General features: G+C 62.7%; 18 protein-coding genes. 12 read left to right on the forward strand and 6 right to left on the reverse strand.

Annotated features, from left to right (window positions below):
• The first annotated feature begins 34 nt into the window (after positions 1–34).
• The 4 genes from prmA (at position 35) to purH (ending at position 3979) form a co-directional block, all read left to right on the forward strand.
• The gene (gene prmA / locus EKH80_RS21090) at positions 35–934 is read left to right on the forward strand and encodes a 50S ribosomal protein L11 methyltransferase (protein WP_126686778.1); all 900 of its coding nucleotides are present in this window, start codon (positions 35–37) and stop codon (positions 932–934) included.
• A 49-nt stretch (positions 935–983) separates the two neighbouring features.
• Positions 984–1772 carry a zinc-ribbon and DUF3426 domain-containing protein gene (locus EKH80_RS21095; RefSeq protein WP_126686779.1) on the forward strand — a complete coding sequence of 263 codons (789 nt, stop codon included), beginning with the start codon at positions 984–986 and terminating at the stop codon, positions 1770–1772.
• 219 nt (positions 1773–1991) lie between these two features.
• Positions 1992–2279, forward strand: a complete 288-nt coding sequence (locus EKH80_RS21100) for a helix-turn-helix domain-containing protein (protein WP_126686780.1) — start codon at positions 1992–1994, stop codon at positions 2277–2279.
• A gap of 95 nt (positions 2280–2374) precedes the next feature.
• Positions 2375–3979, forward strand: a complete 1605-nt coding sequence (purH, locus tag EKH80_RS21105; RefSeq protein WP_126686781.1) for a bifunctional phosphoribosylaminoimidazolecarboxamide formyltransferase/IMP cyclohydrolase — start codon at positions 2375–2377, stop codon at positions 3977–3979.
• A 79-nt stretch (positions 3980–4058) separates the two neighbouring features.
• Here purH and EKH80_RS21110 read toward each other — a convergent pair whose 3' ends face one another.
• Positions 4059–5069, reverse strand: a complete 1011-nt coding sequence (locus tag EKH80_RS21110) for a bile acid:sodium symporter family protein (protein ID WP_126686782.1) — start codon at positions 5067–5069, stop codon at positions 4059–4061.
• Positions 5070–5175: 106 nt separating this feature from the next.
• Here EKH80_RS21110 and EKH80_RS21115 point away from each other — a divergent pair, with 106 nt between their 5' ends.
• From EKH80_RS21115 to EKH80_RS21125, 3 genes are all read left to right on the forward strand, one after another.
• Complete coding sequence (locus EKH80_RS21115) at positions 5176–6072, forward strand: LysR family transcriptional regulator (RefSeq protein WP_126686783.1); 897 nt, start codon at positions 5176–5178, stop codon at positions 6070–6072.
• Between the two features lie 303 nt (positions 6073–6375).
• Complete coding sequence (locus EKH80_RS21120) at positions 6376–7623, forward strand: hypothetical protein (RefSeq protein WP_126686784.1); 1248 nt, start codon at positions 6376–6378, stop codon at positions 7621–7623.
• Positions 7624–7820: 197 nt separating this feature from the next.
• Positions 7821–8531 (forward strand): glutathione S-transferase, encoded by a 711-nt coding sequence (locus EKH80_RS21125; protein WP_126686785.1) that lies wholly within the window; start codon positions 7821–7823, stop codon positions 8529–8531.
• A gap of 75 nt (positions 8532–8606) precedes the next feature.
• Here EKH80_RS21125 and EKH80_RS21130 read toward each other — a convergent pair whose 3' ends face one another.
• Entirely contained in the window at positions 8607–9038 is a 432-nt protein-coding gene (locus tag EKH80_RS21130; RefSeq protein ID WP_126686786.1) for an EamA family transporter, read from the reverse strand.
• 10 nt (positions 9039–9048) lie between these two features.
• Complete coding sequence (locus EKH80_RS21135) at positions 9049–9582, reverse strand: DUF2782 domain-containing protein (protein ID WP_230473865.1); 534 nt, start codon at positions 9580–9582, stop codon at positions 9049–9051.
• A 119-nt stretch (positions 9583–9701) separates the two neighbouring features.
• On the opposite strand from EKH80_RS21135, the gene polA reads away from it, so the two are divergent.
• Positions 9702–12446 (forward strand): DNA polymerase I, encoded by a 2745-nt coding sequence (polA, locus tag EKH80_RS21140; protein WP_126686787.1) that lies wholly within the window; start codon positions 9702–9704, stop codon positions 12444–12446.
• A 353-nt stretch (positions 12447–12799) separates the two neighbouring features.
• On the forward strand, positions 12800–13867 hold the full coding sequence (locus tag EKH80_RS21145; protein ID WP_196240419.1) for a LacI family DNA-binding transcriptional regulator: 1068 nt from the start codon (positions 12800–12802) through the stop codon (positions 13865–13867).
• Here EKH80_RS21145 and EKH80_RS21150 read toward each other — a convergent pair.
• Positions 13864–14223, reverse strand: a complete 360-nt coding sequence (locus tag EKH80_RS21150) for a hypothetical protein (protein ID WP_126686788.1) — start codon at positions 14221–14223, stop codon at positions 13864–13866. The genes EKH80_RS21145 and EKH80_RS21150 overlap by 4 nt on opposite strands.
• A 281-nt stretch (positions 14224–14504) precedes the next feature.
• Here EKH80_RS21150 and EKH80_RS21155 point away from each other — a divergent pair, with 281 nt between their 5' ends.
• The 3 genes from EKH80_RS21155 to EKH80_RS21165 are packed head-to-tail and all read left to right on the forward strand — an operon-like array spanning position 14505 to position 16673.
• Positions 14505–14918 carry a VOC family protein gene (locus EKH80_RS21155; protein WP_126686789.1) on the forward strand — a complete coding sequence of 138 codons (414 nt, stop codon included), beginning with the start codon at positions 14505–14507 and terminating at the stop codon, positions 14916–14918.
• Positions 14919–14929: 11 nt separating this feature from the next.
• A complete protein-coding gene (locus EKH80_RS21160) occupies positions 14930–15343 on the forward strand; it encodes a YciI family protein (RefSeq protein WP_126686790.1) in 414 nt (137 codons plus the stop codon).
• 52 nt (positions 15344–15395) lie between these two features.
• Positions 15396–16673, forward strand: coding sequence for an RNA polymerase sigma factor (locus EKH80_RS21165; RefSeq protein WP_126686791.1), 1278 nt, complete (start codon positions 15396–15398; stop codon positions 16671–16673).
• 209 nt (positions 16674–16882) lie between these two features.
• Here EKH80_RS21165 and EKH80_RS21170 read toward each other — a convergent pair whose 3' ends face one another.
• Together EKH80_RS21170 and EKH80_RS21175 are read right to left on the reverse strand one after the other, a co-directional pair.
• On the reverse strand, positions 16883–18352 hold the full coding sequence (locus EKH80_RS21170) for an MFS transporter (protein ID WP_126686792.1): 1470 nt from the start codon (positions 18350–18352) through the stop codon (positions 16883–16885).
• A complete protein-coding gene (locus EKH80_RS21175; protein WP_126686793.1) occupies positions 18349–20529 on the reverse strand; it encodes an MGH1-like glycoside hydrolase domain-containing protein in 2181 nt (726 codons plus the stop codon). The genes EKH80_RS21170 and EKH80_RS21175 overlap by 4 nt, the downstream gene beginning before the upstream one ends.
• Between the last annotated feature and the right edge of the window lie 11 nt (positions 20530–20540).

The raw sequence follows: 20540 nt of genomic DNA on the forward strand, positions 1-20540 counted from the left end.
GGAAAATAGTCGCTCCCTATCTTCCGGAACGCTCATGCCTTGGCTCGAACTCTCCCTGACCGTCCGTGCCGAACAACAACCCCGCGTGGAAGAGGCCCTGGAAGATCTCGGCTCGCTGTCGATCACCTTGCGCGATGCCAATGCCGAAACGCCGGATGAGCAGGCGATTTTCGAACCGGGCGTGGGTGAGTTGCCGTTGTGGCCGACGATCACCTTGAATGCATTGTTCGAGGCAGACACCGATCGCCGCGGCCTGGGTGAGGCGCTGAGCGAACTGCTGCCGTTCCTGGAACCGGACCAGCTCGATTTCCACGACGTTGCCGATGAAGACTGGGAACGCGCATGGATGGACCAGTTCAAGCCGATGCCGTTCGGCCGCCGGCTATGGATCTATCCGTGGAACATCGCGCCGCCGGAAGATGACGATCAGGCGATCGTGCAGCTCGATCCGGGCCTCGCCTTCGGCAGCGGCACGCATCCCACCACAGCGCTGTGCCTGGAATGGCTGGACAGCCTGAATCTTGCGGGCAAGCGGGTGATCGACTACGGCTGCGGCTCGGGCATTCTTGCCATCGCCGCCCTGAAGCTGGACGCTGCATCCGCGGTTGGCGTGGACAATGACCCCCAAGCGCTGACAGCCTCCGCTGATAATGCCGAGCGCAACAATGTAGGTGACCGGCTGGCCTTGTTCCTACCCGAAGACTTTGTCGGCGAGCCGGCCGATGTGTTCGTCGCCAACATCCTGGCCGGCCCGCTCGGCGAGCTTGCGCCCACCTTTGCCGCCCTCGCCAAGCCGGGTGCGCCCTTTGCGCTTTCCGGCATCCTGCTTGGCCAGCAGGAGGAGTTGCTGGAGCGCTATGCCGAATGGTTCGAGCAACTGCGTGTGGACATGCGCGAAGATTGGGTGCGCATCAGCGGCCGGCGCCGCGTTTGATTGCCCGCCACCCTGCTAAGCTTGCCGAACACTAGGTCCCGCGTTCCGCATGTATACGCAATGCCCTGAATGCCTGTCCGTGTTTTCAGTGGATGCGCGCACGCTCGCGCAGGCGCACGGCTTTGTCATGTGCGGGCATTGCGGCAACGGTTTCGACAGTATCGCGACGCTGGCCGATCAACTGCCGCCCGAGCCCTTCGACGAACTGCCGGTCAACGAGCCCGGCGTGGAACCGCCACGTCTGGAACTTGCGGTGTTTCGACCGAAAGCAAAGACCGAGCCCGAGCCGGCCGAAACGCTGACCGGGCTCGACGCTTTCGCGGATCTAGTTGTGACACCGCGCTTTGCACGGGACAAGCGCCGTGACCAACCGCGCCGTTGGCCATGGATTGCTGCATGCCTGCTGTTGCTGCTCGGTCTTGCGGCGCAACTCGGATGGGCCTTGCGCGACACCTTGGTCGCCGACCCCATCACCAGTCCATGGCTGCGGCAAGCATGCGCCATCCTGCAATGCCGATTGCCGGCGGTGCGTGACGTTGGCAAGCTGCATCTGCTGGCACGCGACGTGCAAACGCATCCCTCGGTTCCAGGGGCGCTGTTGATCAGCGCCACGCTGCGCAACGATGCAACGTTTACTCAACCGTGGCCGATGGTCACCCTTCGCCTGACCGACGGCAACGGCCAGGTGATCGCCATGCGCCGTCTCAATCCTTATGAATACCTCGACGACACGGAAGCCTTGCATCGTGGCCTTGCGCCCGGCGCCAGCACCGCCCTGGTCTTCGAGGTGGAGGATCCAGGGCACCAAGCGGTCGCCTTTGACATGGAATTTGAATAACCGCGGCTTAGTGCCTGTTCGGTATGGCGTTATGCGGCTAACGGCGTTTTCATAGCGAAGGCCTCTTAATTTTGTCGCCCGTCGCGAGTACACTCGGTCCCTCGCGCTAAAGGAATGTCCTGTTCCCCGGCGTGCAACGCCTACCCGCCGCGTAAGCGGTAACTGCCAATACATGGCGACGGCCCATGCAGCCGTTGCGTATGGAGTACGTGAGGGGAAATGTCCTTGAACGCCGTCAGACTGCCTGCCAACGAGGCTGTTCGTGAATCCTCGTCGCAGAGCGCACTGAGTGAATGCGTCAGCCGTACAGTGCGCCGCTACCTTGCGGACATTGGCGATACGTCGTGCGACGAAGGTTTGCACGCGCTGGTGATTCGCGAAGTCGAAGGTCCGTTGCTGCGTGAGGTATTGGCTTTTCATGACGGCAACCAGAGCCGCGCCGCGGCGGTGCTGGGCATCAATCGCGCCACGCTGCGCAAGAAGCTCGCCCAACACGGCCTGCTGTAGGCCCTAGGCCGGGGTCGGCCGCCTGCTCCATTTAGCCGTCCAAACACCTGGCACATCGCGCTATAATGCATGGCTTTCACGTTCCGGAAGCCGCCATGTCCGCACCTGCCGTCACCCCCATCCGCCGCGCCCTGATCAGCGTTTCGGACAAGACCGGGCTGATTGAACTGGGCCAACGCCTCGCCGGAGCAAAGGTGGAGCTGCTTTCCACCGGCGGCAGCGCCAAGGCGCTGCGCGAAGCCGGCATACCGGTCAAGGACGTGAGCGACGTGACGGGTTTCCCGGAGATCATGGACGGCCGCGTCAAGACCTTGCACCCCAAGGTGCATGGCGGTCTGCTCGGCCGCCGTGGCACCGACGACGCGGTGATGGCCGAACTGGGCATAGCGCCGATCGATCTGCTCGTGCTGAACCTGTATCCGTTCGAAGCCACCGTTGCCAAGCCCGATTGCACGCTGGAACAGGCGATCGAGAACATCGACATTGGCGGTCCGGCGATGCTGCGTTCCGCCGCCAAGAACTGGAATGACGTCGGCGTGCTCACCTCGCCCGACCAGTACGCAGAAGCCTTGACGGAAATCGAACAGCACGGGGGCTTGGCCCGGGCTACGCGATTCAAGCTATCCGTGGCTGCGTTCAATCGCGTATCCAATTACGACGCGGCGATCAGCGACTACCTCTCCGGCCTCAAGCTCAACGATGCGCAAGACGCCGTCACCGGCCACGCAACCTTTCCCGACCAGCTCAACAACCGCTTCGTCAAGACACTGGATCTGCGCTACGGCGAGAACCCGCATCAACAGGCCGCGTTCTATCGCGACCTGCAACCTGCGCCAGGCACTCTCGCAACCTTCCAGCCATTGCAGGGCAAGGAACTGTCCTTCAACAACATCGCCGATGCGGATGCGGCGTGGGAGTGCGTGCGCAGCTTCACCAAGCCCGCATGCGTGATCGTGAAGCACGCCAACCCCTGCGGCGTAGCGGTAAGCCTGGACGGCATCGGCCGTGCTTACGACCTGGCCTTCCAGACCGATCCCACCTCTGCCTTCGGCGGCATCATCGCGTTCAATCGAGAAGTGGACGGCGCCACCGCGCAGGCGATGGTGGAGCGCCAGTTCATCGAGGTGGTGCTGGCCCCTGCTTATTCCGATGCCGCGCTGAAAGCCTTTGCCAAGAAGAGCAATGTGCGCGTGCTGCATATTCCCGTGCCGGCGGAAAGCACCAGCGCAGCGGGCGCTTACGATATCAAGCGCGTCGGTTCCGGCCTGCTGGTGCAGACGGCTGATCGCGGCATGGTCGGCGCGGCGGATCTCAAGATCGTTACGCGCCGCGCGCCGACGCAGGAGCAAGTCGGCGACCTTATCTTCGCCTGGAAGGTCGCGAAGTACGTGAAGAGCAACGCCATCGTGTACGCACGCAACCGCCAGACCATCGGCATCGGCGCCGGCCAGATGAGCCGTGTGTACAGCGCGCGCATCGCCGGCATCAAGGCAGCGGACGAGAAACTGGAAGTAAGCGGCTCGGTGATGGCTTCCGACGCGTTCTTCCCGTTCCGCGACGGCATCGACGCAGCGGCTGCCGCAGGCATTCGCGCCGTGATCCAGCCCGGTGGCTCAATGCGCGATGCGGAGGTGATCGCCGCCGCGGATGAACACGACATGGCGATGGTGTTCACCGGCATGCGCCATTTCCGTCACTGACGCAAGCCTCGGGGGATACAATCCCAGCACCGCGTGCATTACGTGCATGGCAGTGCTGGGTTTTGCAACCCAGCCTGCGTCAATCGACGATCACCGCCTGTCCGTTGGATACGCCACGTCTTTTGGCTTCAACACGCTGCGCATATCGCCGCGCCAGCACTGCACACGTCATCAGCTGCATCTGGTGAAACAGCATGATCGGCAACACGATCATGCCCAGCATCGGCGCGGGAAACAGCACGTTGGCGATCGGCACGCCGCTGGCCAGGCTCTTCTTGGAGCCGCAGAATACGATGGCGATTTCGTCCTCGCGATCGAAGCCCAGCACGCGTGAACCGTAACGCGTCGCCAGCAGGGCGATAGCGAGCAGGATGGCATTGACGATCAGCAGGCCACCCAATACAGGCAGCGGAAGCTGCTTCCACAAGCCCTGCAGCACGGCCGCGCTGAACGCGGTGTACACCACCAGCAAGACCGATCCCTGGTCGACCAGACCAATCAGAGGGCGATGCCTTTGCACCCAGCCGCCGATCCAGCGCTGAGCAATCTGTCCGGCCACGAACGGCACGAACAGCTGCAGCACGATGGCGCCAGCCGAGTGCCAGGACATGCCGCCCTGCCCGTGCGCCTGCACCATCAGCCCCGTCAGCAACGGCGTCACCATGATACCGATCAGGCTCGAAGCCGATGCGGAACACACCGCCGCCGGCACGTTGCCACGCGCGATCGAAGTGAATGCAATCGAGGATTGCACCGTCGACGGCAAGGTGCACAGAAACAGGATGCCCACGTAAAGTGCCGGCGTAACCAGCGGCAGCAGCAAGGGCTTGAGCAACAAGCCCAGCAGCGGAAACAGCACAAAGGTGCTGGCAAGCACGGTCAGGTGCAAACGCCAGTTCGTCAGCCCGGCCACCACCGCTTCACGCGAGAGCTTGGCGCCGTGCAGGAAAAACAGCAGCGCAATGGCCAGGGTGGTCAGCCCGTCGAACGCCACGGCGGCTCCGCCACGGCTCGGCAGCACGCTGGCCGTGATCACGCTGGCAATCAGGCAGAGAGTGAAGTTGTCGGGCAGGAAGCGGCGCAGGGACATGGCTGCAAGGACGGGAAATCCGGGGGGGGGGGGGGACGTCGTTATTTCAATGCAGAGCCATTGATAACTCCAATCACTTTATTGTATCTATTGATCCGCTATGGGAATGAATGTCAATCTCCGGCAGTTGCGGGTCTTCCTGGCGGTAGCGCGGCAGCGCCATTTCCACCGTGCCGCGGAGCATCTGCATCTGAGTCAGCCCGCGGTGAGCAGGCACGTAGCCGAACTGGAGAGCGAACTGGGCGTACGCCTGTTCGATCGCAGCACGCGCGAGGTGGTGACGACCGAAGCCGGACGCTATCTGGAAAGTGCCATCGAACGCGTACTGGATGAACTGGAAGGCGTGCTCGATCACGTGCATTCCGAAGGCGAGCGGCGGCGCGGCAAGATCCGCATCGCCTCGGTACCGACCCTGTCGGCGAGCCTGATGCCGCTATGCATCGCCGACTGCGCACGCGAATACCCGGAACTCACCATCCAGCTGCATGACCAGACGCAAACCCTGGTGCTGGACAGCGTGCGCGGCGGCGAAGTGGATTTCGGCGTGGCGATCGAACCGCCTCAGGCCGGTGAATTCGCCAGCGAAGTCATCATGCACGATCCGTTCTGCCTCGCCTGCCGCCCGGATCATCCGCTGGCACGGCACAAGACCGTGTCGTGGCGGAAGCTGCAAGGGCAGCCATTGGTGCTGCTGGACTATTCTTCCGGCAGCCGGCGCCTGATCGACCAGCTGCTGCAGAAACACGGTGTAGCTGCGCACGTAGTGCAGCAGACCGGCCATCCCTATACCGCCTTCCGCATGGTGGAAGCTGGACTGGGCGTGACCATAACGCCCACGCTCTCCTCTCCGCCCACCACGCTTGCGGTACGACCGCTTACCCCCACTGAGCGTCGCGCCGTCACTTTGATCCATCGCCGTCAGCGTTCGCTTTCGCCTTTAGCGGCACTCGTGTGGAACCGCTTGCGTGAATTGGCGGCGAAGGGTGCGCTCACACCGCGCTGAGCACAACGACGGTTTTTCGTCACGCCTCATGCACATTCAAGCCCGCTAGAATTTTGCGGGTCACTTATCGTGGACACTTCACTTCGACGCATTCGAAAGGCGCGAAGATGCAGGGGACGCAGCATGAACGTGGATGCTCACCATGACGGCATTGCGCGATGCGCAACCACCGTCGCTGCTATGGCTGACGTCTAAATCTCTTAAGGGGAATCACACGAATACCTCGATCAACGCTGCATAAGCTCCGTTGAACCGTGTTCGGCGTCGCGCTTGCATCCTCTTAAAGAGGATTCAGGAGATGACATGGAAACGAAATCGGCACAAGTCGATTACGAAGAACTTTCGCGGCGCTGGCTGCCATTACCGCAAACCGTGTGGTCGATGACGCAGGAGCAGCCTCATCCCAGCGGCAGGCGCCTTGCATTGGCGTCCGACATCGAAGGCCCCCTGGTGCTGGGAGACCTCGTGCTGGAAGCACTGGCTGAGGCAGTTCGCCCGGCAGGCTCAGATCCAGGAAAGACTCCTCCCTATGGTGCGCTCATTTATCGAGCCTCATACGATGTCTTCAACCAGATGACTGGCGCAACCGACAAGCACTTGCTGGGTCGGACCCACGGAACGAAACCGTCACTGCAAGAGGGTGCGGATACCATCCTCGCTCTTCCCTGGCTTCTGGCTTGCGGGGTCGATTCGGCCAGCCTTGCGCTCAGGGCGCGGCGTGCCATGCCGTCACCCGGCATATTGGCATTGACGCAGGCCATGGATGGATGGGGAATTTGTTTACGAGGCATCACCACTGCGCCGGGAAGCCCGTATCGCGAAGCGCTTCAAGACATCGGCATCGCGGTCGGAACGCGTGTATCCGGCTCCATGTTTCCTTTGGACGAGATTCATGACGCCTTGATCGCGGCGGACCGGTGGGAAGTTGAAATGGGAGCGGTCAAACGCTTTCTCTCCGACGCCTGTGACTTGATCGACACCCATGTAGTCCAAACGTCAACTCCCGGCCCAAAGCAACCTGCGCTCTCGGTGGATGGCAAAGCATCCTTGATGGAACGCATCGTCACCCATTACCGCGACGATTTGGGGCTGTCCTGGATGCCGGGATGCACTCAAGGGTCCGGCAGCTTGCTCGGCCAGCTTCTCACCCGGTGCTTTGTGATAGGTGACCGTGCGAAGGCGGCGCTCGCGCTAGCCTTTGGCCGCAGCATCAAGCGACAGCACCCTGGCTGCCGTTTGGTGGCCATGGGAGATGGGCTTAACGATGCCTACATGCTTAGGCACGCACCGGTTTCCTTTGGCATCAACGGCGCCCACGCGGCGTGTGCCGCCAAGATCGGAGTAATTACCCGCAATATGGCCTGCATGGCACCCGTGCTGCAAGATCTTGCCCGGGGCGAATCCGACCTCGATCGCATCATCGGTCGCGCAAACGCGCAAGCCCGTGGCGAAGCCTTCTTTCACCGCGGCGGCATGGCGGTCCCGGCAGCATTGCTGGAACAACACGATGCCATGAAAGCTCATCTGCGCGGCAGCCATGTGACTTATTGATCTGCACGAAGATGCAGAGCATCCGCCGGAGTCGGTTGGCAAGCAACACATGGCTCATTGGGCGTTTCGCGACAAACTCATTGCGCGGTGCTACACGTTTTTGAAACGGAAAAGTTCATCCTTCATGACAGTCACATCCACCGGGAGCGGAGAGCCATATAGTTCATCGCCTGGCACTGCATGAGAGGACCAAGAACATGCGCTACGAACTCTACTACTGGACCGGCATCCAGGGCCGCGGGGAGTACGTGCGCCTCGCGCTCGAAGACGCCGGCGCCGATTACATCGATGTGGCGCGTGAGCGCGGCGACAAGGTGATGACGCCGTTCCTGCGCGGCACGCGGGATGGCGCCTTGCCGTTCGCACCGCCGTTTCTCAAGGCCGGTCGCCTGGTGATTGCGCAAACACCCACCATCCTGGCTTATCTCGGTCCGCATCTGGGATTAGTGCCAGGCGGGCAAATGGCGGAGATCTACGCGCAGCAGTTGCAGCTGACGATTGCCGATTTCGTGGCGGAAATCCACGACACCCACCATCCGATCGCAGTCGATCTGTATTACGAACAGCAGCGCGCCGCCGCGCGCAAGCGCAGCCAGGCGTTTCGCGAGGACCGGCTGCCGAAATTCCTCGGCTACTTCGAACAGGTACTGGAGCGCGGCAACGGACGGCAAGCACTTACGCGCCATTCGTATGTCGATCTTTCGCTGTTCCAGCTGATCAGCGGACTGGACTACGCCTTTCCCAATGCGATGCGCCGCATGCGCAAACGGATTCCACGACTGCGCGCACTGGCCGAACGCATTGCCGAACGGCCAAATATTGCAGCCTATCTTGCTTCGCCCCGGCGCATTCCATTCAATCAGCAAGGCGTCTTTCGCCACTACGCCGAGCTGGATCCCGCGCGCTGAAGGCGCACCAGCTTGTAAGGACATTACGAAATGCATGCGCGGCAAAGCTGGGATTGCCATCCCAGCCTACGCCGGTCAGAACAACGCGATCACCAGCGAGCCGGCGACGATGAGCAGGCCGCCGACCAGCACCGACCAGCTTGGCTTTTCTCCCAGCACCAGCAGACCGAGCACGATCGCAATGGCCACGCTGAGCTTGTCGATCGGCGCTACTTTGCTCACTGGTCCCAATTGCAGCGCACGGTAGTAACACAGCCAGGAAAGTCCAGTGGCAATGCCTGAAAGCACCAGGAACACCCAGCTGTGCCATGGCCAACCGGACGGCTTGGCCCATTCCGCCCGCAGGCTGAGAATGCCCGCGGTCACCGCGAGTATCACCAGGGTGCGAATGAAAGTAGCGAGATTGGAATTGATGCCCGCCACGCCAAGCTTGCCGAACAACGCCGTGAGCGCGGCGAAGATCGCCGAGCCCAGGGCGAACAACAGCCAGCTTTCGCGCAGGTTCATCCCCAGAATGTCAGTGACCGTCGTCTTCCGCCGACGATTCCGATGCGGGCTTGTGATTGCCCCATTGCAGGATGTTGTACTGGACCGGTTTCACCCGCGTGCGGCTGACCGGATCGAACATGTAGCCGTTTTCATCCACGTTGTACACCTGCTGCGGACCGTGCTTGGGCGTCACTACCACCATGTAGACGCGGCCGTTCTGGCGATATTCCTGGATGGTGTTCTCACCCTCCTGCCGCACCGACACGTCCGGTGGCGTCTGGCCGTTAGCGTCGCGCGGCGCGGGAACACCTGCGACTTTCGGCACCGGGATGGGCTTGCCCGGCAAATGGCTGGGTTCCAGCTCGGCCGGACTGGATACGGGCTTACTGCTGGTGCTGGCCGCAGCTGGCGCCTTGGCCGGATTCACGCCCGGATCGTTCATGCCCGGCGGCGGTGGCGCGGGTGCGAAATGCGGCGTACCGGAAGAAGTCGAAGCGTTCTGCGCGAAGGCCGAAGAGGCGGCCAGTAAAGTAAGGGCTAGCAAGCAAGCTGCATGTTTCATGGCGGGGAAACCTCGTCAAGGTCACAAAAGCATAACAGTGCATGGTTCGCCCGGCGGTGAATGGCCGGGATGCCATGTGCCCCAGGCTATTCCGGCTTGACTCCCTTAGAATCCCCCGCATGCCAAAACTCACGCTTATCGACGGTTCGTCGTACCTCTACCGCGCCTTCCACGCGCTGCCCCCCTTGAGCAACGCCAAGGGTGAACCCACCGGCGCCTTGTTCGGTGTGGTCAACATGCTACGCGCCACGCTGAAGGCCAAGCCCGACTACGTCGCGTTTGTCAGCGACGCCCCGGGACCTACCTTCCGCAATGTACTGTACGAGCAATACAAGGCGAACCGTCCGCCCATGCCAGACGACCTGCGCGCGCAGATCGAGCCGATGCTGAAAATCGTCGGTGCGCTGGGTTTTCCGATCCTGCGCGTCTCCGGAGTCGAAGCCGACGACGTGATCGGCACACTGGCGAGCCAGGCGCACGAGCATGGGGTTGAGGTGCTGATTTCCACCGGCGACAAGGACCTCGCGCAGCTGGTGCGCACCGGCATAACCCTGATCAACACGATGACCAACACCACCATGGACAGCGCGGGGGTGATGGATAAATTCGGCGTGAAGCCGGAGCAGATCGTCGACTTCCTCAGTCTCACCGGCGATACCGTCGACAACGTGCCCGGCGTGAGCAAATGTGGCCCGAAGACCGCCGCGAAATGGCTGGCCGAATACGGCTCGCTGGACGGGGTGATGGCGAATGCCGACAAAGTCGGCGGCAAGATCGGCGAGTACCTGCGCGAAGCGCTGCCGGCGTTGCCGTTGTCGCGTCAGCTGGTCACGATCAAGACCGACGTGCCGCTGGATTTCACCGTGCCGCAGCTGATGTTGCGCGAGCCCGATGTCGAAGCCTTGCGCGAGCTGTACACGCGCTATGAATTCAAGGCTGCACTGAAAGAGCTCGATGGCACCACCGCAGAGACCATCACTGCGCCCCCGCCTGCCACGGCGACCGGCGTTGGGCCGGCACCAGCACCCGCCGCAGCCAAGCCAAGCATCGCATCGGGCAAGGGCGAATACGAGCTGGTCACGACCCAGGCGCAGCTCGATGCCTGGCTGGCGCGCCTCCAGCAGGCACCGTTGATCGCCTTCGATACCGAAACCACCAGCCTGGATTCGATGCAGGCGGATATTGTCGGCGTCAGTCTCTGCGTGGAATCTTGCAAGGCCTGCTATATCCCGCTGGCGCACGATTATCCGGGCGCGCCTCAGCAACTGCCGCGCGACCTGGTGTTGGCCGCGCTCAAGCCGATTCTCGAAGACCCGACGCGCCCGAAAGTCGGCCAGCACGCCAAGTACGACATGAACATCCTGTCGCACTACGGCATCGCGGTGCAGGGCCTGAAGCACGACACCATGCTGGAATCCTACGTGTGGAACGCCACCGCCACTCGTCACGACATGGATTCGCTGGCCAAGCGCTATCTCGACTACGAGACGGTCAAATACGAAGCCGTCGCCGGCAAGGGCGCCAAGCAGATTTCGTTCTCGCAGGTGGACCTGGACACCGCTTGCAACTATGCCGCCGAGGATGCCGACATCACCTTGCGCCTGCATCATGCGCTGTGGCCGCAACTGGAAAGCGAACCGAAACTGCGCCAAGTCTACGAGAAAATCGAAATACCGCTGGTGCCGGTATTGGCGGGCATGGAACAGCGCGGCGTACTGATCGACGTGAATGAGCTGCGCAAGCAAAGCCAGCATCTGGGCAAGCGCATGCATGAGCTGCAGCAGGAAGCGTGGCAGTCGGCCGGACACGAGTTCAACCTCGATTCGCCCAAGCAGTTGCAGGCCATCCTGTTCGACGAACTTGGTTTGCCGGCCAAATTGAAAACACCGACCGGGCAGCCGTCCACCAACGAGGAAGCGCTCGAGGCGATCGCGCACGAGCATGCACTGCCGCGACTGATCCTGGACTACCGCGGCCTGGCCAAGCTGCGTTCCACCTATACGGAAAAGCTCGCTGAAATCGTCAATCCGCGCACCGGGCGCGTGCACACCAGCTACCACCAGGGCGCGGTGGCGACGGGGCGCATTTCTTCCACCGACCCCAATCTGCAGAACATCCCGGTACGCACCGAGGAAGGCCGGCGCATCCGCCAGGCGTTCATCGCCCCCGAGGGCTGGCAGGTGATGGCGGCGGACTACTCGCAAATCGAACTGCGCATCATGGCGCACCTGTCCGGCGACGAAGGTTTGCTGCGCGCCTTCCATGCCGGCGATGACATCCACCGCGCCACTGCTGCGGAAGTGTTCGGCCTGGAACCGGAGGCGGTGAGCAGCAACCAGCGCCGCGCCGCCAAGGCGATCAACTTCGGCCTGATGTACGGCATGAGTGCATTTGGTCTTGCACGCCAGCTCGGCATCGACCGCGGCGAGGCCAGCGATTACATGGCACGCTATTTCTCGCGCTATCCCGGCGTGCATGCCTTCATGGACGCCACGCGCGAGCAGGCGCATCGTGACGGCTACGTTGAAACCCTGTTCGGGCGGCGCCTTTACCTGGAGAACTTGAGCTCACGCAACCAGGCTCTGCGCGCCGGTGCCGAACGCGCCGCCGTGAACGCACCGATGCAGGGCACCGCCGCCGACATCATCAAGCGCGCCATGATAGCCGTGGCCGCCTGGCTGAAAGGCCGCGACGACGCGCACATGCTCATGCAGGTGCACGACGAACTGGTGTTCGAAGTGCGGGCCGATGCAGTTCAGACCGTGCGCGAAGCGATTCGGCAGCATATGTCCGGTGCAGCGGAACTGCGCGTACCGCTAGTCGTGGAGATCGGCGCCGGCAAAAACTGGGATGAAGCGCATTGATGAGGCGGCGCGCTTGCTCCCTGGCGCGAAGAATTGGGGTGGCGCGTATCGCTGCATGAATCACTGCTGACCATCCACCACTCTTTGCATGGCCTCATGCAACTTTTTCGGCCGTGCCGTGTTCTAACGCTTGGATGCACGCAACGGCATCCCCCTGGCGCCCACCTCCCTGGGTCGCCACCCGGAATCGGCCCTCTCCCCTGGGTCGCCGATTCCCCGGCCCCGCGGACTTCCCCCTAAAGTTCGCGGGGCCCTTTCGTATCCGGCGCTTTATCTTGCCCTGCGTCAGGACAGATGGCAGGTAAGCCGTTAGGATGGTGTTGTTGGGCCGGCCACCGCGCCCTGGCCAAACCATGAGTTGCTCTGCAGTGTCCATCAAAGGGAAACCCACTTCCTTCGATATCGCCCACCTGACCGGGGTCTCGCAGTCCACGGTCTCGCGAGCGTTGCGCGGCAGCCCGCTGGTGAGCGAGGAAACCCGCCAGCGCATCAAGGCGGCGGCAGACCAGCTCAACTACAAAGTGGACAAGAACGCCTCGAACTTGCGTTCGCAGCACTCGGGCACCCTTGCCTTGCTGCTGTTCGAGGACCCTACCGCCGACGACTCGCACATCAATCCGTTCTTTCTTTCGATGCTGGGCTCGATCACGCGCGCCTGCGCCCTGCGCGGCTACGATCTGCTGATTTCGTTCCAGCAGCTGTCCGACGATTGGCATGCCGACTACGCCGACACCAAGAAGGCGGACGGCATCATTCTGCTGGGCTACGGCGACTACCTGGCCTATCGCGACAAAATGCAGAAGCTGGCGGCCCAGGGCACCCGTTCCGTACGCTGGGGCGCGGTACTGCCCGACCAACCGGACATTTCCATCGGCTGCGACAACCTGCAGGGCGGCCAGGCGGTGGCACGCCATCTGCTGGAACAAGGCTGCCGGCACATCGCCTTCCTCGGTGATGCATCCAGCCACTACCCCGAATTCTTCGACCGCTATCACGGCTACGTTGCCGCACTGCAGGAGGCTGGCATGCAAGCGGATGCCGCCTTGCAAGTGGATGCCGCGGAGAGCACCGAGCAGGCCGGCTACGAAGCGCTGGAAAAACTGCTGAAGCGCAAGCTGCCGTTCGACGCCGTCTTTGCCGCCAGCGACCTGATCGCCATTGGCGCCATGCGTGCACTCGCCGACCACGGCATCAAGGTGCCGGAGCAGGTGGCGGTGGCGGGCTTCGACGATATTCCGATGGCCCGCTTCCTCAATCCGCCGCTGACCACCGTGCTGCAGGACACCAAGCTGGCCGGCGAGACGCTGGTGGACAATCTGCTGAGCCTGATCCGCCGCGAGCCGGTGCAAACGCAGTTGCTGCCGGTGAAGCTGGTGGTGCGGCGGTCCAGCCAGTCCTCTTCCGCCCGCGGCAAAAGCTAGGATTCAGAACTGTCCGCCGTTGCCGGCTGTAGCCGGCCGTGGCGGAGCAACCGCGACTGGATCGCGCCTTTCGTACGCGCATGTTCCTCCGCCAGATGCTTGATCGGCGCCCCAGCGTCATAGGCTTCCAGCAAGCTTTTATCTTCTTCTTTGCTCCAGGGCTTGCCGGCATTGCCGGGCTGGGGACGCGTCCGTGCCGGTTTCTCGCGCTGTTCCAGCGCCCTTATCGCCTGGAACAGCGCACGAACCACCACCAGGCGGTTGAACGGGGTTTGCTCGGCCAACACCTCGCCGGTAGCCGGGTCCACGCCATTGACGAGGGTTTCGAGAATCTGCCGGGCTTCGCTGGGGTTCATGATCGGGGCGTCCTTGGGCTGAAGGTGCCAACATCGATACACTCGAAATGGCGGCCGGACTAGCGCCGAAACCGTTTATCCCAGCAGGGCTGATCCGGGCCGTCGTGTAGGCATAAAACGAGCAGGGGATCTGGCATACGCTTGCCCTTTCCGGCATCCGAAACCATCTCCTGCCAGCTTGTCGAATTCCGTCTTGTTGCTTCGTCATCTTTCCGAAGACCCCCGGACCGGTTGTGCTGGACGCGGGTCCCCCCGATCCTTTAGTCACGGAGAAAGCACTCATGTACGTCCAGTCCTACCTGTTCTTCAGCGGCCGCTGCGACGAAGCCCTGGGTTATTACGAGAAGCATCTGGGCGCCAAGATCCACGCAAAGATGCGCTACGGCGACGCACCGCCGGATCAACGCCCGAACTCGGACGCAGCCAGTGATCACATCATGTACAGCAACTTCAGCATCGGCGACACGGTGCTGATGGCCTCCGACGATTGCATCAATACAAACACGAAATTCCAGGGCTTTTCGCTTTCGCTGAGCGTCAATACCAAGGATGAAGCCGAGCGCGCCTTCAACGCGCTGGCTGATGGCGGCCAAGTGCATGCACCGCTGAGCGAGACCTTCTTTTCACCCTATTTCGGCATGGTGGTGGACCGTTTCGGCATCAGCTGGATGGTGCTCATTCCGGGGCAGCAGTAGGGAGAACCGTCATGCGCTTCATGATGCTGATGCTGCCCGAGGGCTATCGCGACGCCGCGCCCGACACCCGGCCAAGCGCCGAAGGCGTGGAAAAAATGATGCGGTTCAACAAGTCGCTGCAGGAAGCCGGCGTGCTGCTTGCCCTGGATGGTCTGCATCCCCCCTCGAGCGGTGTGCGCGTGAGCTCCGTCAACGGCAAATCGAAGGTCGTCGATGGTCCCTTCGCCGAAGCCAAGGAAGTGGTTGGCGGCTATTGGATGATCGACGTGGCTACCCGAGACGAAGCGGTGGCATGGGCTACCCGCTGCCCGCTCAATCCGGGCGATACGATCGAAATTCGCCAGGTGTTCGAGATGACGGATTTCCCGGCCGACGTTCGCAAAGCCGCCGAAGGCTTTGAAGATCCGCGCCAGCCGGCGCCTTGATGTGCCGTCATGAACTTGCACAACGCCCAGGCAAGTGCTGTCATCGGTGGCCATGACGGCCACCGACATCCATCGCAGCATCGAAGCAGTATGGCGCATCGAATCGGCGCGGCTGATTGCCGGCCTCGCGCGCATGCTGCGCGACGTGGGGCTGGCCGAGGAACTGGCGCAGGACGCGTTGGTGACCGCGCTCGAGCGCTGGCCGCAAACCGGTGTACCGGACAACCCCGGCGCGTGGCTGATGACCGCCGCCAAGCATCGCGCCATCGACCAGTTGCGGCGCAAGAAGCTGATCGAACGCAAGCATGAGGCCCTCGCCTATGAAACGGAAGGCGAGGTCGAGGACGGCAAGTCGGAGCTGGAAACCATGCTCGACGACGACATCGGCGACGACCTGCTCAGGCTGATCTTCACGGCCTGCCACCCGGTGCTTTCGGCCGAGGCACGCGCTGCGCTCACCCTGCGCCTGCTCGGCGGCCTGACCACGGACGAAATCGCGCGCGCCTTTCTCGTGCCCGAACCGACCATTTCGCAGCGTATCGTCCGCGCCAAGCGCACGCTGGCCGAAAAGCGCATTCCCTTCGAAGTGCCGCGCGGGGAAGAACGCAATGAACGGCTCGCCTCCGTGCTTGAAGTGATCTACCTGATCTTCAACGAAGGTTATGCGACCACCTCCGGCGACGACTGGATCCGCCCAGAGCTGTGCAACGAAGCCATGCGCCTGGGACGCGTGCTGGCCGGCCTGGCGCCGCAGGAACCGGAAGTGCTGGGCTTGATGGCCTTGATGGAAATCCAGGCCTCGCGCCTGCGCGCGCGCACCACGCCGACGGGCGAGCCGATCCTGCTGCCGGACCAGGATCGCAGCCGCTGGGATCCGCTGTTGATCCGCCGCGGCCTGGCCGCGCTGGAACACGCCGAGAAACTGGGCGGCACGCGTGGCCCCTATGCGCTGCAAGCAGCCATTGGCGCCTGCCATGCGCGTGCGCGCACTGCCGAAGCTACGGACTGGAAGCGTATCGCTGCGCTGTATGCGGAGCTGGCGCAGGCGTTGCCGTCGCCGATCGTCGAGCTCAATCGAGCGGTGGCTGTGGCGATGGCATCCGGCCCGGCCGCCGGGCTTGCGCTGGTCGATGCGCTGGCGGATGAGCCGCTGCTGCGCAACTATCACCTGCTGCCCAGTGTGCGCGGCGATTTGCTCAGCCGCCTGGAACGGCACGCCGAAGCGCGCGAAGAATTCGAGCGCGCGGCCACGCTGACGCGCAATGGACGGGAACGAACCTTCTTGCAACAGCGCGCCGCCGCTTGTGCGGAAGCTGCGCGTCATCCGTAGGTTGGGGTTTGCACCCTGAGGCATCCCCACGCTTTTCGATAAAAAACCTTTGCTACATCGGGGAGATAGCTTATCGCGGCGATGCCTCACGTTTTTGCTCGGCCTTCACCGGAATGACGATTCGCTCTGAAATCGCATTGCCTGCACCGTTGATTTTTGCGGAATGCAAGTCAAAAAACATCGGGATATATCAGGGTTGGCACCCCAACCTACGCAAGCGCAGGCTCCTGCACCCTCAACACGCTCAATCCCGCTACCAGCAAGCTGGCTCCGCCGAGCATCAGCGCATAGATCGGCTGGCCGTGAAAGAACAAGCGCAGCAACACGCCAAGCACGCTTGCGGCAAGCAACTGCGGAATCACCACGAAGAAATTGAAGATGCCCATATAGACGCCCATCTTCTCCGCCGGCAGATTGTCCGACAGCAGCGCATAGGGCAACGAGAGGATCGACGCCCACGCAAAACCCACACCCAGCATCGGCAGCAACAGCCAGTGCGGCTCGCGGATCAACAGGAACGAAATCAGCCCCGCGCCACCCAGCCACAAGTTGACCAGGTGACTGATGCGCAGGCCCCAGCGGCGTACCATCCAGGGAACCACCAGCGACGCCAGCGCCGCAAAACCGTTGTAGGCCGCGAACAACACGCCAACCCAATTGGCGCCATTGTTGTACGCCGCCGATTGCGGATCGCTGCTGCCGAAATGAACCTGCGCCACACCGGCCGTGGTGTAGATCCACATCGCGAACATCGCGAACCAGGAAAAGAACTGCACCAGCGCCAGGCGGCGCATGGCGGGCGGCATCGTGTTCACGTCAGTCATCACTTGCGTGAACACATCATTGCCATGCGCCACGCTCACCCACAATTGCGAGAGCCCGAAGGCGGCCAGACCGCCGGCCAGCAGGTACAGCTCATGTTCGAGGTTGTACCTGTGCACGAGCCAGCCACCCAGCAGTCCGGCCAGCAGCCAGGCCAGGCCATGCCTGCTGGCGCTGGCACGTTCCACTTGCATCGGCTCCGGTTTCACCGCGTCGTCGAACACATGCAACTGCTCGGGCGGGTATTCCCGCGTAGACAACACCGTCCACAGGACCGAACCCAGCAACACCGCGCCGCCGATATAGAACGCGTCGCGTACCGTGGCGGGAATGCCTCCGGGGCCGGCCACATTGCTCACGCCCAAATGGGCAAGCAGATAGGGCAGCGCCGACGCCACCACCGCGCCCAGGCCGATGAAGAAGCTCTGCATCGCATAGCCGAGCGGCCGCTGCCCGGTCGGCAACTGGTCGCCGACGAACGCACGAAACGGCTCCATCGACACGTTGATCGATGCATCCATCAGCCACAGCAACATCGCGGCGATCCACAGCAATCCCGAGTTGGGCATCCACAGCAAGGCCAGCGTGGTAAGCACGGCGCCCGCCAGGAAATAGGGACGGCGCCGCCCCAGCCGCCCCCAGGTGCGGTCGGAGGCATAGCCGATCAGCGGCTGCACGATCAGCCCGGTGAACGGCGCGGCGATCCACAGCATGGGGATGTCGCCCACGCTCGCGCCCAGGGTCTGGAAGATGCGGCTGACATTGGCGTTCTGCAGCGCAAAGGCGAACTGGATGCCAAGAAAGCCGAAACACATGTTCCAGATCTGCCAGAAAGACCGGTTCGGTTTGCGATTCATAACGTACCCGTCGCCGGCGTGATGATCAGATCGCCGATGCGTGCATCGTTGAGCGGCCCTTTGCTGCCGCCCTTGCCGCCGGTGTAGTGCGCGAAATGGCTGAGATCGCTCATGTTGAAACCTTGCTCAAGCTCGAAGCGGCACGCGGCACCAGCTTTTGCGGTAATCACGCCCTGGCTAGACGACTGCTCGCCCATGCTGTGCGGCATCACCATGGGTACGCGTTGCGGTGCTTCGTTGCCACAGTGCGCCAACAGTACTTTCACCGCCGCGGTCACGCCGGTGTTGATCGGACCATGGTTGTTTTCATAGCGCAGCCATACTCGATAGCGGCCCGTGGCAGGCGCGGTCCACGCGCGCGGCCAGCTGTCGTCGATCGCCGCCGGCTCACCGCCGCAAACAGTCGGGCTGTGCAGCGATTCGATACCATGTCCGTCCACCCGCGTGACGCTCACGCACGGCGGCTTCGCGCCCTGTGCGATGTAAGTGCTGCCATCAATACTACCCACGCGCTGCCCGTCCGCATACAGCACCAGCTTGCCATCCGCTTCCACCCGCCAACCTCTGTTGTCTTTGTCGATAGCGGGGGCGTCGGGCGATATCGGGCCATACAGCGGCGCGTCGGTGCGCAGGGGAAGCAAGGGCTGGTTGATGGCCTTCAGCGTGACCACCGTTTCGCCACCTCGCTGCCTGATGGTGTCGGCCACCAGCAGATTGCCCTGCAGCTTGTGCGGAAGGCGCAGCGTTATGCTCCGCTCAGGGCCGTACAGCCGAATGTTGTCCCGCTCGCCGAACAGTGTCGGCACCAGGGAGACCGGCAGCTTCGGCTCGATGCGGCCATCCTGCGCAAGGCCGAACACGCCCTCGTTCACCATGTCCAGATACGCAGCCACGGACCACAGCTGCCGCGGCGAATCGACCACCGGCCCGCTGAGCTCACCTTCATCCACGTGCGTGGCCTGCGTGACCAGTTCGTAGTTCTCCATGTTGGAGCCGCTCATGGCAGCGCCCCGCATGATCGAACGCAGCTCATGAGCGATGCGCGCCGGGTCGTCCACAACACGGGCGGCGCGCAGCGCATAGGCGCTGACGAACGGCCAGATCGCGCGATTGTGATAGACCGGTTGATCGCTGCGTTCAGGCCAGATCACCGGGCTGCCCGCCGCCCAGGTGGGATAATTCGCCAGGGCGATGCGCGCGCTTTCGCCTTCGGCGACGCCACTGATGATGACCAGGGCCGTGCCGAGCAGATCGTAGGTTTCGTACGGCGTGCCGTCACCGCCGATGTAACTCATGTACATGCCGCGATCCGCGCGCCAGAACCGCGCATTGACGGCGCGCCTGAGCGCGGCGGCTTGCTCTTCATAACGTCTTGCCTTGGCCGCATCCCCATGCTCTTTCGCCAGCCGCACTGCCAGCTGCAGGGCCTGGTAGTGCAGAACATTGGTGGACAGCGCAAACGACTGGGCAATGAATCCCACGTTGCTCGCCGTCCATGCCGGATAGGTCTGTTCGCGCCAATCCAGGAACGAGGTTTCACCGCGATACAGTCCCAGCTCCGGATCGAACGCATACTGCCGGTCCTGCGCCAGCGTATCGCTCAGCGCGCGGTACACGTTGCCGGCAAAAGCCTTGTCGTCGAGCAGATGCTGCGCTCCCAGGAACCACACCACGCGGTCGGTACTGATCGGCCAGCTGCCGCCCGAGCCGGTGTCCTGCATCACGTACAGCCCTTGCGGCAAGGCCGGATTACGCATACTCGACAGCTTGAACCCCAAGCCGTTGCGCGAACGCTGCGGATCGAATTGCCACAAGCCGAGGTCGATCGCATAGGAAAGGTCGCGCGTCCACACGTACGGCCATTTCGCGCCGGTCTCGAAGCAGTTGCATGGAATCGGCTGGCCATGATCGAACGCGTCGTCGCGAATGGCGGTGACCGAATTCTGCGTCAGCTCCTCCTGCGCCATGGCGAACAGACCGTCGAACATCGAGCTGGCCGTTTCCGTACGCATGCGCTGTGCGCCGATGTCGCGCTTACCGAACGGGCCGGTCAAAATGAAGCGTTCCCCCTTCGCCACGCTCATGTGCGCCTGCTGTCCGCGCCACGCGATCTCGTCACGCCACACGTCTCCTTGGGCGTTCGCGGCCAGAGCCGCCATCATTACAACGCTCAGCATGCGCACTCCGC

The sequence above is a fragment of the Dyella choica genome (genome assembly GCF_003977665.1).
GTDB lineage: Bacteria > Pseudomonadota > Gammaproteobacteria > Xanthomonadales > Rhodanobacteraceae > Dyella_B > Dyella_B choica.